This is a genomic window from Nocardia sp. CA-135953 (assembly GCF_050955735.1).
Classification (GTDB): Bacteria; Actinomycetota; Actinomycetes; order Mycobacteriales; family Mycobacteriaceae; genus Nocardia.
Map to the genome: position 1 here is coordinate 4121952 of NZ_CP192082.1, position 12738 is coordinate 4134689.

The following is a 12738-nucleotide window of genomic DNA, read 5'->3' on the forward strand; positions in this document are numbered from 1 at the left end:
GGGGTACACAAAATTCGTGTACCCCTTGACCAGCACCAACCAGGAGAAACCCTATGGGAATTGCACCGTGCCGACACCCGGATTGCCGCGACATCGACGGCAACCCGCGGCTGACCCGCGACGGCATCTGCGAGCCCTGCCAGCGGCGCCTAGCCCGGCTGCTCGGTTGGCTGGTGGCCGACTGGGTCCATCTGCACACCGACATGCCCACACCACCGCGACGCGAGCGAGCTGAACGCACCACTCGTACACGGGAGTACGGCCAACACCCGGCCGAATGGTCAAGCGTTACCGCTGCGCAGATCGCCCGTGTATTGAACGAGATCCACGCCGACCTCGCAGCGCTCCGCGGCGAATCCCTCGCCCCTGACGCCTGGGTATCCGAACGCGTCCGCGTACGGGCCGCATGGAACTATCTGGAGCCCCGGATAACGGACCTCACAGTGTTGCCGGACATTCGGGACCGCATTACCGAAATGCGTGATCTGCACGGACAGATTCGCTCCCGGCTCGGCCTGACACGTCCGCGACAGATTCTTCCGACGCCGTGCCCGGCTTGCGACCTCCGCACATTGTTTCGGACGATAGCGCCCGGAAATGACGTAATTCAGTGCGGGAATTGCGGCAATGTCATCCCTGAAGAACATTACCCGTTCTATACGCGTGTGATTCTGGACACAATTCTGTATCGAAACGGCGAAACTGCCTGAATTTGGCAAACCGGTATGTTAAGATCAATTTCACACCTGAGCGTGTAGTTCAAGCTGCCCAAAAACAGCCAACACGCAATTTCAGGGCCGGACGTCCGCAGGAGCCACATGGACGCGATCCTCAGCACCGATGGAATTGACTCCCTACTCAACACCATCGAAGCCTCAACAATCTTCGGCGTACAAGCCGCCACTATCCGCAAATGGGCCAGCCTCGGCAAAATCGAAGCCCAAGGCCAAGACCCACAAGGCCGGAAACTCTACCGACTCATCGACCTCGCCCGCTACGAAAACCAAACCAGGAACGCAGCAGGGCGAGCCACATAACTCGAAGGGTCGCGTTTGAAACGCGACTTTCAAACCTCGTGGGACCGTGCTCCTGGTGTGTCCCACGACGCCCCCGCTAAACGCTGAAACCGGAAGCAGGCGGGCCGGAGCTGAGCCATCTCCGATACAAACTGGCTCATTCTCCTTTTTCATCGGCACTACAGGAGCCCGATGTCCTACCGCCAGCGCGATCAATGGTCTAACGCAACATGCCGGACTGAACCGCACCAAACCTGGGCGCGCGAAAACCACGGCTCACTGTGGGACGACAAAATCGACGGTGAACCCCCAAAGAACCGCCCGGAGCGGCACACAAAAGCCGCAGAACTCTGCGGCAGCTGCACCCTCCGCGCTCAATGCGAGCAGTACCACAGGCAGCTATCCCACGAAGCTGGACAGAACATCGTCGGCGTCTGGGCAGGGACCTTGTACACCGACAAACCAAACACCCACTCCAGCAACATCATTGCCGCATAGGCCCAGCGACTTACGGCAAAGCCACTACCCTCGCCGCAACCAAGATGCGGAGGAGGCACCAGGATGGAACCCGAGTGGCTCACACCTCGCCAAGTCGCTGACCTCACCGGGTACGCGCCAAAGACGTTGTCGAACTGGCGTCACATGACCCCGCAGAAGGGGCCGAAGTGCTTCAAGGTGAACGGCCAATACCGGTATCTGCGAGACGACGTCCGCGAATGGATGAAGCGGCAAGTCAAGGGTTGCCCCGCAACATGCCAGACATATTGCGGCAACTGCACTCAGTGAGCCTCACCCCAGAACGCGGAGAAGACCAATGAAAAAGCTGCGTAAATCCCTGGCCAACAAACTCATCGACCTCGCCACCCGAATCTACCCGTGGCACATGCGATTCGACGGCACAGATCCGCTAGAGCTGATCATCTTCTGATGCGCAGCCGGATACAAGACCTACTCGACGCAGTCACCCTGCGCATCGTCCAGGCGTTGATCCGCCTAACCCACATCTCCTAACCAGAGGAACACAGACATGAGTTTCGACCTCGACACCATCACCACAACCCTCCGCGCCATCCTGGCCATCCTCGAACTGTTCAGCTAATGACACGCGCCCGCCGAAACCAGGACCCCGAAGAGGCTGCCGCAGACGCAGACGCCGCAGCCCAGGACACAGACGTCGAGAAGCACGACCAAGCCGAAGCCGACCCCACCCCACTGCGGCCAACTATCTACGTCGCGTGACCAGACACCAGTAGGAACCGCCCAATGCCGGACATGCCCAAACTGGTCACAATCGACCTGCGCAGCAAGAAGCTCCTCGTCGACGGTGCCGAATTCCCCTGGTACATCAACGAAGACGGGCTGACCGTCAACAACCTCTTCACCTCAGTCATGGTGCCCTCCGTGACGGTGACCTTCTTCCCGAAGGACGTCGAGGTGGACTCGGCAAACAAGAAGCTGTTGGTCGACGGACAGGAATTCCCTTGGCTGATCAGCGAGAAAGGGCCGACCCTCAACAACCTCGACGCGCCTGATGCACTCACCGGCGTGACCCTCACCTTCTACGTGCGTGACATCGAGGTCATTCCAGAGAGCCCCTTCCCTGCGCCCACGGCGCTCTCCCTCAACGAGATGAGCGAACGACTCGGTTGGCCAGAGCTGCACCAACGCCGCATCCAAGGGCAGACCGCCGAAACAGATCCGTGGACTCAGCACTACCACCTCCCAGCAACACCCAACGAGAACCCGAAGGCCATGCGACTCCGCATACTTGAGCTACCCATGCGCCACCTCGGCCAGGCCAGCGAAACCCCATTCGCACTCATCATCGACCGCTGCAACGAAGACGAAGCCGAAGCACTCGCGAGCAACACCGGTTTCGCCCACAGCATCGGCGCAGTCGGCGCACTCGTCTTCGAACACGAAGTCACCTTGACCGAAGACGACCACACGCCCGACCTGACACCCGGCATCACCATCAACGTCCAGGACCACGACAACCCATGAGCCGCTGGGGATCCGGCCGCACCAGCACACCCGAACACCAGAGCTGGGCGCGCAGGGTGAAGGCCCGTGACGCGTATCGCTGCGTCCAGTGCGGCTATCAGGGAACCCCTAAGGCCGGCGATGTGGAAGCCGACCACATAATCCCGACATATCGAGGCGGAACAACCACACTCGACAACGGGCAAACACTCTGCAAGCCACACCACAAGGCCAAGAGCGAAGCTGAACGTCTTGAGGCCATTCGCGAACGCAACCAACGCGGACGACGACCAGCCGAGACGCACCCATCGGAGCAACCCCGCCGCAATACCCTGGGGGGATGACCCCCACCGGGGCCGCCGGGAGCCCCAGGGGCATAGCTGCTCCGCCTATGCGTGCGGACGCTTCGGCATTTGCCCAGGTCAGAGACTTGACCTCTTTGAACTGTCTCGTTCACCTAGCGGTTGCTCGGCATATGACCAGGTCAGTGGCGGTAATTCGTAACCCAGCCCACGACCCGCAACGGGTGTGGGCGATTCCCGAAACGGGGAGAGAACCCATGTCTGATTCCGAATCTACGTCTATGCCGATTCCGGCCCCCGATGGCCTTGGGTCCAGCGGAATGGCCTTGTGGTTCGGCGTGGCCAATGAGTTCGAGTTGCGGTCTGATGAGCTGCGCGTCCTCGAAGACGGTTGCCGTGAGGCTGACTTGATCGATGCCCTTGCGGCCCGCCTGGCGAACGAAGACTTGCTGATCACGGGTAGCCAAGGCCAGACCGTGATCAATCCTCTTGTGGCCGAATTGCGTATGCATCGCAACGTGCTCGCGTCGCTGTTGCAGAAGCTGAAGCTCGGCGATGGCGGCGAGGGTGATTCGCCCGAGCAGCGCTCGGCTCAGATGCGCGATCTTGCCAATAGGCGTTGGCACCCGGATGGCGCGTAGGCGTCGTGCTGCGGCGCCGGATTCGAGCCTTGAAGACCATTACGCGCAGATCGTTGCTTGGTACCGGACTGCGCTAGCGCACACCCGCCCTCCGACTGACTTGTTATGGGAGCCGATCAAAGTCGGTCCTACGTGGCAGTGGGATGAAGAATCCGGCTGGCTGCTGCCGAAGCACACGCTCGGCTGGCATGTGCTCGCCTGGTGTGGGCATTGGTTGCGCCACTCAGATGGCAAGCCGTGGCAATTCACGATGGAGCAAGCACGCTTTCTGCTCTGGTTCTACGCGGTCGACGAGGATGGCGACTTCCTCTATCCCTCAGCGGTTTTGCAGAGGGTCAAGGGTCACGGCAAGGATCCGCTCGCGGCATGTGTTGCTTTGGCGGCGTGCTTCGCCGATGTGACGTTCGATCACTGGGATGCCAGCGGCAACCCGGTCGGGCACGATGAGCCGGCGGCGTGGGTGCAAGTTGTCGCAGTTTCCCAGGAACAAACCGAGAATACGTTCGGGCTGTTCGGAAGTTTGGTCTCCGAGGAAGCCAGAGCGCGTTACGGCATTCAGATCAACGGTCTGGACGTTTACGGCATGGGCGGCAAGCGTCGCATCCAAGCGGTGACGAGTAACCCGTTCAGTATTGAGGGTGGCCGACCGACTCTGGTGATTCGTGGTGAAACTCAGAACTGGCAGAAACATAATCGCGGTTTCGCGATGGCTGGTGCGCTTGACGGCAATGTGTCGAAGTCGGCGACTGCGGCGCGGATTCTGGATGTTTGCAATGCCTATCGGACGAATGAAGATTCTGTCGGGCGGCAGATGCGGGAGGATTACGATAGCAGTGTCGCGAATCCTGATTTGGCTGTGGCTGATTTGGGTTTGTTGTACGACTCGCTTGAGGCTCCGCCTGATGCGCCGTTAACACCTCATGATGCGCCGGAGGTTGTGCGCGCTGTTCGTGGTGATTCTGTTTGGTTGAATGCGACGCCGAAGAGTTTGATCATCAAGTCGATTATGAAGCGCGGAAACTCCGTGTCCGAATCGCGGCGGAAATGGTACAACCAGATTGTCGCTGATGACGAAGACTGGATGCAGTATCCGGAGAATTGGGCGCGCATGGCTGCGCCTCAACCGATCGCAGCCGATGAGGAAGTCGTCATGTTCTTTGACGGCTCGAAGTCTGATGATGCGACAGCGCTGGTGGCGTGCCGTATCCGTGACGGATACGTGTTCGCGCTGGGTGTTTGGGAGCGTCCACCGAAGGCGCCGGCGGGTTGGAAGATCGACCGCGAGAGAATTGATCGCACCGTTCGGCAGGCGTTCGAGGATTACAACATCGTTGGATTCTGGGCGGACTTGTCGAATGCACGCGACGACGATACCGGCGAACGGTATTGGGAATTTTATGTCGACGCATGGGCCAAAGATTTCGCTCGCAAGCTGTCACATCTTCCTGCCGTCGCTACGGGCCATCGCCGCCATTTGGTCGAGTGGGACATGCGCGACCCAAACCACACACGCATATTCGTCGACGAGGCCGAACGATTCATTTCCGAAGTCTCCGAGGAAGCGTTCCGATGGGACGGCAACAAGTTGCTGAATCTCCACGTCGGCAATGCGAAACGCAATGTCGGCAAGTTCGGTGTCAGCTTGTCCAAAGAACACCGTGAAAGTCGCCGGAAAATCGACGCAGCCGTTTGTGCTGTCGGTGCGCGCCTCATGCGCCGCATGTGGCTTTCACGTCCCAAAACCAATAAACGCGCACCCGGCAAAGGCCGCGTGATCGTCCCGGATTAATGAGGAGGTGCACGCGTCTTGCCGATGAATATTTCTAATCTGCTGTCGCCTCTGCAACCCCTACCTGAGCCTGCCAGCGACTTCACGTTCCAAGTAAAAGACAGCCAATTCGCTCTATCGCCTGATGAAGCCGCGTTGGCTTCCTGGCTCGCGCGTCGACTGTTCGACCAGCGAGCAGACATGATGATGTCGGGCTTGTATTACGAAGGCTTGCAGCCGATCACGTCGCTGGGTATTTCGATCCCTCCGGAGTTGGAGGGCCTGCGCGCGATCCTCGGGTGGCCTGGTATCGGGGTCGATGCGATCGACGAACGCCTTGCCGTGCAGGGGTTCCGGATGCCGACGTCGACAGCCACTGTCGATGATTTGTGGGATATCTGGACCGCGAACAATCTCGTCGAAGAATCGCCGCTGGCGCACCTTGACGCCCTGATCTATGGGCGCTGCCCCATCGTTGTCGGTACCCGCGAGGGTGGCGGCCAGCCGGTCATCACGATCGAATCGCCGCTGGACATGATCGTGTACTGGGATCCACGGCGCCGCACCGCGACGGCGGCACTGCAAACGTATATGGATACGGACCCGACCAGCGAGTTCTATTTCCGTCAGCGAGCAACCCTGTACGTCATCGGGTCGACCATCCACTTGGTGCGCAGCGTGAGGGGTTGGCAGGTCATCGACCGCGACGACCACAAGTTGCCGATGCTGCCTGTGATCCAGATGGCGAACCGGCAGCGTGTTGGCCAGCGTAGCGGTTCTTCGGAAATCACCTATGCGTGGCGGAACACAGTCGACCGTGCCGCACGAACCATGGTCGCAATGGAAGTGGCTCGCGAGTTCACCGCGACCCCTCCGCGGTGGATCCTCGGCGCGGCTGAGGCTGCGTTCCAAAACGCTGATGGCACAGCGAAGACAGCGTGGCAAACCTACATGGGTCGGTTCCTCGCGCTGGAGGCCGACGAGAACGGCAACCTGCCGAGCGTCGGCACGTTCGAGGCTGGCAAGCCCGAAGCTTTCACCAAGCTCTATGACGTCGACGTTCGCATCATGTCTGGGCTCATGGGTCTGCCTCCGCAGTACTTGGGGATCTACAGCGATGGCAACCCCGCCTCCGCTGATGCGATCCGCATGAGCGACTTTCAACTGAAGACCTGCGCGGACAAGAAGGCGACAACCTTCGGTGGCCGGTGGGAAGACGTGCAACGTCTCGCGCTGTTCATTCGCGATGGCGAGGTTCCGCCTGATGCGCATCGGATGGAGACCGACTGGGCACCAACAGGCATCCCGACACCGGCCGCTGACACTGATGCGGTCATCAAGCAGATCGGTGCGGGAATGGTCCCGCCGGAATCGGATGTCGCGCTGGAGCGTGTCGGGTATTCGGCGCTGGAGCGGGAACGCATCAACGCCGATCGCCGCAACGGGCGCAGCCGCAAGGATCTGGCTGGGCTGATCGGCGCACTCGCGCCGACTCCGAAGCTTCCAGCTGACGAAGCACAGCAGGCGGCCTGATGCCGACGACAGCAGAGGTCGAAGAATATTCTGCTGCCACTCGCGCCGTCGTCGGTTTGGCTGCCGCACAGTTGGCGCCGCAGGTTCTGGCGGCACCCGCACCGGACCAGCTGGCGGAGTACTTCGCCGAGTTGGTTCGCGCAGCGGGTCGGGGTGCGGCCAGTATCGCCGCCGATTTCTACGACGACATGCGAGCCAACTCGCGAGCACGACGCGGTTTCCGGGCGACTGCGGCTGAGCCGATACCGGTCGAACAGGCGAGTCGAATCGTCACCTGGGCTACCAAGCCGCGCCCGAAGTTGTGGACGCCGAACGGTAGCGACTCAGACTCCTCAATGTCGCGTGACGCGACTGCAGGTGACGTCGAGTTCGACGCGTTCACCGATTCGGTACGTGAGTCGACTCGCGAGGAACCGCAGGTAAGTCCCGATTTTCCTGCGGATGTCCCCGAGTCGACCGACACCGCTGATGACGCCGTCGATACACCCGAGCTTGAGGAACCGACTCCTGAAGAGGTTCTGGCTCGACTCAGCCGCAAGACGCAACGGCTGATCATGCAACCCGCGAGGGACACGATCGTCGAATCGGCGGAACGAGATCCGGCCGACGCTCGCTGGGCGCGCGTGCCGAAAGGTGAAGTCACGTGCGCGTTCTGCCTCGTGATGGCCAGTCGCGGCGCGGTCTACACGTCCAGGGCTGCGGCTGTGTCGGTCATCGGCCGCCGTGGCAGGACACGCGGCAAGCGTGCGCTTGGCGAGGACTATCACGACTTTTGCGATTGCGAAGCCGTCCCGATGTGGGATGACGACGACTGGCCCGAGCATTACGACCCTGACGCCCTCTACGAGACGTATTTGGAAGCCAGGGACGCGGCTCATTCCGGTGACCTGAACAAGATTCTCGCCAAGTTGCGGGAACTTCACGGCCTCCACTGATTCTTCCCGCCACCGAAACGGTTGCGGACACACCCGAAACGGGAGCAGTACCAACATGTCTGAAGACAACAACACCCCCACCGCTGAAGCCGATCAGGCGAGTACCGCCCCCGTGGACGCTCCGCCTGCCGACACTCCTGGTGATGGCGTTCCGCAGCCGACCGAAACGGTCGAAGAGCTTCAAGCGAAGCTGGCGAAGTACAAGGAAATCGCCAGCACTCAGGAGAAGCGCGCCAAGGAGAACGCCGTCAAGGCCAAACAGTTCGATGAACTGACCACGGCCCAGATGTCGGAGTTGGAGCGTGCGCAGGATGAGGCGAAACGCTTCGCTGCCCAGGCCGAAAGCTTCCGCTCTCGCGCGGTTGTCGGCGAGGCGAAATCCCTTGCCTCGGAATTCGCTAACCCTGCCATCGCGGTCAAGTTGCTCGGCGACTTGACGGGCTACGTCGACGATCAGGGCGAGATCGACTCGGCTCGGCTGAAGACCGATCTCGACGAATTGCTGAAGCGTGAACCGTATCTCGCGCGTGTGCAGGGACCGGCCGGTATGCGACCGAATCCCGCGCAGGGCCAGTCCGGTAATCCGCCGCTGACCGCTTCGCAGCGCGCGAAGGAGAGCGAGCGGACCGGCGACTGGGCGCAGGCCAAGGCCGTCAAGGCAGACATGTTGCTGCAAATGAAATCCCAAACCAATCACTGAACTGGCAGGCAGCTTTGACCTGCCCATTCAACCCCACGCAAAGGAGTAGCTATCGTGGCTACCGTTTCCGGGCAGGGCACCGTTTTCAACCTGCCGAATTACACTGGCGAACTCTTCTCGGTGTCGCCTTCCGATACCCCGTTCCTGTCTGCGATCGGCGGCCTGACCGGTGGTGCAACCACCAGTTCGGTCGAATTCGAGTGGCAGACCGAGGATTTGGAATCGACCTCGGTCAACAACTCTCGTGTTGAGGGTGCCGCGGCGCCGACCGCTTCGGGTGTGTCCCGTTCGAATGTCTCCAACGTTGTGGAAATCCATCAGGAGGCCATCGAGGTCAGCTACACCAAGCAAGCTGCGGTCGGTTTGCACAATGGCATCAACTCCGAAGAGGCCAACCCTGTTCGCGATGAGCTGAGCCGACAGATTGATTTGAAGCTGCGCAAAGTCGCGGTCGATGTCGAGAAGTCGTTCCTCACCGGCGCGTACGCCAAGCCCGCCAACAACTCGACTGCGCGCACCACTCGCGGCATCATGACCGCGATCACCACCAACGTGTTCGCCAACGGTGGCACCCCACGCGCTATCTCGAAGGCGATCGTCGACAACGCGTTGTCGGCGATGTTCACCGCTGGCTCGATGCTGAATCAGGCGTCGACCGTGTTCATGGTCGGTTCGGCGCAGAAGATCGCGCTGTCGAACCTGTACGCGACTGCGACCCTGAACCAGCCGACTCAGACCCGCGACATCGGTGGTGTCGCCATCGACACGATCGTCACCGACTTCGGCACCTTCGGTGTGATGTTGAATCGCTGGTTCCCCACCGGCCAGATCGGCATCCTCGACCTGTCGGTATGCCGCCCAGTGTTCCTCGAAATCCCCGGCAAGGGGCACATGTTCGTTGAGCCACTGGCCAAGACCGGCGCTTCGGAGAAGTACCAGCTCTACGGCGAGATCGGCTTGCAGTACGGCCCCGAGGTTTACCACGGTGCCATCAAGGACCTCAGCTGACATGGCGGCAGTTGTATTCCACGCAACCCACGGCGTGGAGTTCTCCGAGGACGGCACGAACCCGTGGGCGAAGTTCGTGCTCGACAACGAATCCACTGGCCTGGTCGACGGTGTCACCAAACGCGTCTATCGGTTCGAGACGAGCGACACCAAGGTAATCGCACGTCTGCGGAAGGTCGACGACTACGGAATCACCGAGGTCAAGGCCGAAAAGGCTGCGGCCGACGCGGATACCTCGGGCAGCAAGTGACGGCAAGGGGGTGACCTGATGGCGGACTTCGCAACAACCGATGACCTCGCTGGCTTCTGGCGCCCCCTCGTCGGTGCCGAAGTGACTCGCGCTACCACTCTGCTCGGCTACGCCGCGGTGCTGATCCGAACAGAGTGGCCCGACATCGACGACCGCATCGCGCTCTACGACGAGAATCCGCGACCGGCAAACGCTCTCGATCCTGCTGTGCCCGAACTGGTTTCACTGTGCATGGTCAAACGGGCGATGATCGGCGGGACCGGCGGTGGTGAGGGTGTGTCGTCTGAAATGCAGGTCGGCGGCCCGTACACCCATCAGACGTCGTACTCGAATCCGATGGGGAACCTGTACCTGACCGCACAGGAACGCCGCCAGTTGTCCCCCACCGGGACACGGCGGCGGGCGTTCACCATCAACACGATCAGTGAAGACGCGGGTACGCGCCTGCCTTGGTGGGATCGGGAGCCGCAGTCGTGAGCTTCCTTCCCACGCCGTGGACAGTCGAATACCACGAGCGCGCACCAGGCGGGCCGGACCCGCACCGCAACCCTTCTACGTTCGCCCCGGCTGCCGACGAACCCGGAACCCCGATTTCGGTGTACGGCTGGTACACGCCCACTATCGACGATCCATTCATCGCCGGTCATCCCGACCGCGTCAACATCTCGATACTGCTGCTCACACCACCTGAGTTCCAGCCAACCGATGGCAGTCTCATCGACCTGCCTTCCGGTCCGGCTGGTCGGTTCGAGGTCGCGGGCGGGGTGCGTGACTACAACCACGGGCCGCACGGCTTCCGCCCTGGTGGGCTCGTTCCCTTGCGAAAGGTGGTGGGGTAGATGGCAGGTCACGACGAACCCCGCATCGTGTGGCGATACCCAGACGCGTTCCAAGAGATCCGCAATCTGGAGAAGCTGAAGGACGTCCTGCACGACTACGCGAAAGTCGGATCTGCCGCGGCGGGTGAGGGCTTCATCGCTCGCGCCGGCCATCAGACGACTCGTGCTCGTGCTGCGGTTATCGCCGCGCATCCGCACGCCCGTAATCGCGAGGCACGCGATCACATTCTGATGGGTCGTGCCCTCGACGCGATGCAGGCGTATCGGCCATGAACCCGGCAGTCATCTTCGGTGACATCGAGGTTGCGCTTGCCGACCATCTGGCGGCAGTTCTGGCCGCCCGCGGCGTATCCGTTCCCGTGGTGAATGCGGTTCCCGCTGAACGTCCTGCGCGCTTCGTGCGTGTGGCTCGCATCGGCGGGTTGACCGGCAATCTCGTCACTGATCGGCCGCGGGTTGTCGCCGAATGCAACGACCCTCTCGGTACTGGCGCCCACGATTTGGGGGCGCTGGTGCGGGCACTTATCGGTGCCGTCGCTCCGGGCTATGTGGGGTCGGTGTGGGTCGACAAGGTCAAAGACCTCGGACTCATCTCCAGCCCCGATCCCGACACCAATACACCGCGCTACGTCGTCACAGCTGAGCTGTTCACGACCGGCACGGCACTACCCGACTAGCTTCTTCAATTCCCCTGGGCCTGCGCAAATCCCTAGGGAGACAACAACAATGGCTGTTAATGACGTCACCAAGATTGGCGCGGGCACTCCGAATACCGTGACCGGTGGCATCCTCGTCGCGCCGACCGGCACCGCTCTGCCGACTTCCGTTGCGGCTACCCCGAACGTCGCGTTCAAGCCTCTCGGTTTCGTGTCCGAGGACGGCGTCGAACCGAAGGGTGAACGCACCGTCAACGTGATCAAAGATTGGAACGCGGATGACATCGCCCAGTTGCAGAACGGGCACAGCGTGCGATTCGGTTTCACGCTCTATGCGTACTGGGATGCCGACGTCCTGAAAGAGGTATTCGGGCCGGAGAACGTGACCGTTACCGCGGCAACCAGCTCGTCGGGCACCCTGATCACCGTCAACGAGACGGGCTCGGTCCTGCCGCTGCGGTCGTGGATCTTCGACATGGCGAACGGTCTGCGCAAGAAGCGGATCGTGCTGCCCAACGCCAAGATCACCGAGACCACTGAGCGGTCGTTCGTCGCTGGCGAGCTGACCGGTTTCAACGTCGTGGTCGACGCATTCAAGGACACCGCCGGCAAGAAGACCTACCGGTATTTCGACGACGGCGTGTTCTCCGCCTGATCCCCCTTCTCCGGCAGCGGCCGGTTTCCCCATGCGCAGGCCCCTGGCCGCTGCCGGGCTCGCTCAGCGTGCCCGAAACACCTGCGCTTCAACAACTTTGAAAGAGGTCTGCGCACATGGCTGCGAAGAAAGCAACCACCCCCGTCAAGGACGACTTCGTCGAGGAGATCGGCGGCGTCGAAGTGCGGCTTCCGTCGCTCACCTATCTGAAGCCCGGTTTGATTCGCAAGATACGGCGCCTCGGTGAAACCGATGCCGCCTACACCCTGCTCGAACTGTCGCTGTCGGAAGAGGGCCTGGCCGCCGTCGATGAGATGGACCCCGTCGAGTTCGACGAACTGATGGGTCGGTGGCGTGATCACTCCGGGGTGACGTTGGGGGAATCCTGAGCCTGGATGCCCTCATTGAGGAGCACCCCCAGGCGATCAAGGCCGACCTCATTGCCCGTGGCC

Annotated in this window: 18 protein-coding genes; all 18 read left to right on the top strand. The window is 61.3% G+C overall.

The genetic code is table 11. The features are described 5' to 3' along the window. The first annotated feature begins 173 nt into the window (after window positions 1-173). The 18 genes from ACQPXH_RS19140 to ACQPXH_RS19225 all read left to right on the top strand — a co-directional run bounded on the left by ACQPXH_RS19140 (window position 174) and on the right by ACQPXH_RS19225 (window position 12675). Window positions 174-710, top strand: coding sequence for a hypothetical protein (locus tag ACQPXH_RS19140; protein ID WP_433597907.1), 537 nt, complete (start codon window positions 174-176; stop codon window positions 708-710). 108 nt (window positions 711-818) lie between these two features. Then, window positions 819-1037: a hypothetical protein gene (locus ACQPXH_RS19145; protein WP_433597908.1), complete on the top strand. Its 219-nt coding sequence runs from the start codon at window positions 819-821 to the stop codon at window positions 1035-1037. A gap of 540 nt (window positions 1038-1577) precedes the next feature. Then, a complete protein-coding gene (locus ACQPXH_RS19150) occupies window positions 1578-1802 on the top strand; it encodes a helix-turn-helix domain-containing protein (RefSeq protein ID WP_433597909.1) in 225 nt (74 codons plus the stop codon). A 477-nt stretch (window positions 1803-2279) separates the two neighbouring features. Further along, the gene (locus tag ACQPXH_RS19155; protein ID WP_433597910.1) at window positions 2280-3020 is read left to right on the top strand and encodes a hypothetical protein; all 741 of its coding nucleotides are present in this window, start codon (window positions 2280-2282) and stop codon (window positions 3018-3020) included. Further along, on the top strand, window positions 3017-3343 hold the full coding sequence (locus ACQPXH_RS19160) for an HNH endonuclease (protein ID WP_433597911.1): 327 nt from the start codon (window positions 3017-3019) through the stop codon (window positions 3341-3343). The genes ACQPXH_RS19155 and ACQPXH_RS19160 overlap by 4 nt, the downstream gene beginning before the upstream one ends. A gap of 215 nt (window positions 3344-3558) precedes the next feature. Continuing rightward, the gene (locus tag ACQPXH_RS19165; protein WP_433597912.1) at window positions 3559-3942 is read left to right on the top strand and encodes a hypothetical protein; all 384 of its coding nucleotides are present in this window, start codon (window positions 3559-3561) and stop codon (window positions 3940-3942) included. After that, a complete protein-coding gene (locus ACQPXH_RS19170) occupies window positions 3932-5731 on the top strand; it encodes a hypothetical protein (RefSeq protein WP_433597913.1) in 1800 nt (599 codons plus the stop codon). The genes ACQPXH_RS19165 and ACQPXH_RS19170 overlap by 11 nt, the downstream gene beginning before the upstream one ends. Before the next feature lie 24 nt (window positions 5732-5755). Next, entirely contained in the window at window positions 5756-7243 is a 1488-nt protein-coding gene (locus ACQPXH_RS19175) for a phage portal protein (RefSeq protein WP_433597914.1), read from the top strand. 335 nt (window positions 7244-7578) lie between these two features. Then, window positions 7579-8178 carry a hypothetical protein gene (locus ACQPXH_RS19180; protein WP_433597915.1) on the top strand — a complete coding sequence of 200 codons (600 nt, stop codon included), beginning with the start codon at window positions 7579-7581 and terminating at the stop codon, window positions 8176-8178. Window positions 8179-8233: 55 nt separating this feature from the next. Beyond that, window positions 8234-8878, top strand: a complete 645-nt coding sequence (locus ACQPXH_RS19185; RefSeq protein ID WP_433597916.1) for a hypothetical protein — start codon at window positions 8234-8236, stop codon at window positions 8876-8878. 54 nt (window positions 8879-8932) lie between these two features. Further along, window positions 8933-9886, top strand: a complete 954-nt coding sequence (locus tag ACQPXH_RS19190; RefSeq protein ID WP_433597917.1) for an SU10 major capsid protein — start codon at window positions 8933-8935, stop codon at window positions 9884-9886. Window position 9887: 1 nt separating this feature from the next. Beyond that, window positions 9888-10136: a hypothetical protein gene (locus ACQPXH_RS19195; RefSeq protein WP_433597918.1), complete on the top strand. Its 249-nt coding sequence runs from the start codon at window positions 9888-9890 to the stop codon at window positions 10134-10136. Window positions 10137-10154: 18 nt separating this feature from the next. Beyond that, entirely contained in the window at window positions 10155-10613 is a 459-nt protein-coding gene (locus tag ACQPXH_RS19200; RefSeq protein WP_433597919.1) for a hypothetical protein, read from the top strand. Next, the gene (locus ACQPXH_RS19205; protein WP_433597920.1) at window positions 10610-10975 is read left to right on the top strand and encodes a hypothetical protein; all 366 of its coding nucleotides are present in this window, start codon (window positions 10610-10612) and stop codon (window positions 10973-10975) included. Before ACQPXH_RS19200 ends, ACQPXH_RS19205 begins: the two co-directional genes overlap by 4 nt. Continuing rightward, window positions 10976-11248, top strand: coding sequence for a hypothetical protein (locus ACQPXH_RS19210; RefSeq protein WP_433597921.1), 273 nt, complete (start codon window positions 10976-10978; stop codon window positions 11246-11248). It begins immediately after the preceding gene. Then, window positions 11245-11652, top strand: coding sequence for a hypothetical protein (locus tag ACQPXH_RS19215; protein WP_433597922.1), 408 nt, complete (start codon window positions 11245-11247; stop codon window positions 11650-11652). The genes ACQPXH_RS19210 and ACQPXH_RS19215 overlap by 4 nt, the downstream gene beginning before the upstream one ends. Window positions 11653-11701: 49 nt before the next feature. Next, complete coding sequence (locus ACQPXH_RS19220; RefSeq protein WP_433597923.1) at window positions 11702-12286, top strand: hypothetical protein; 585 nt, start codon at window positions 11702-11704, stop codon at window positions 12284-12286. Between the two features lie 116 nt (window positions 12287-12402). Then, window positions 12403-12675 carry a hypothetical protein gene (locus tag ACQPXH_RS19225; protein ID WP_433597924.1) on the top strand — a complete coding sequence of 91 codons (273 nt, stop codon included), beginning with the start codon at window positions 12403-12405 and terminating at the stop codon, window positions 12673-12675. Window positions 12676-12738: the final 63 nt, after the last annotated feature.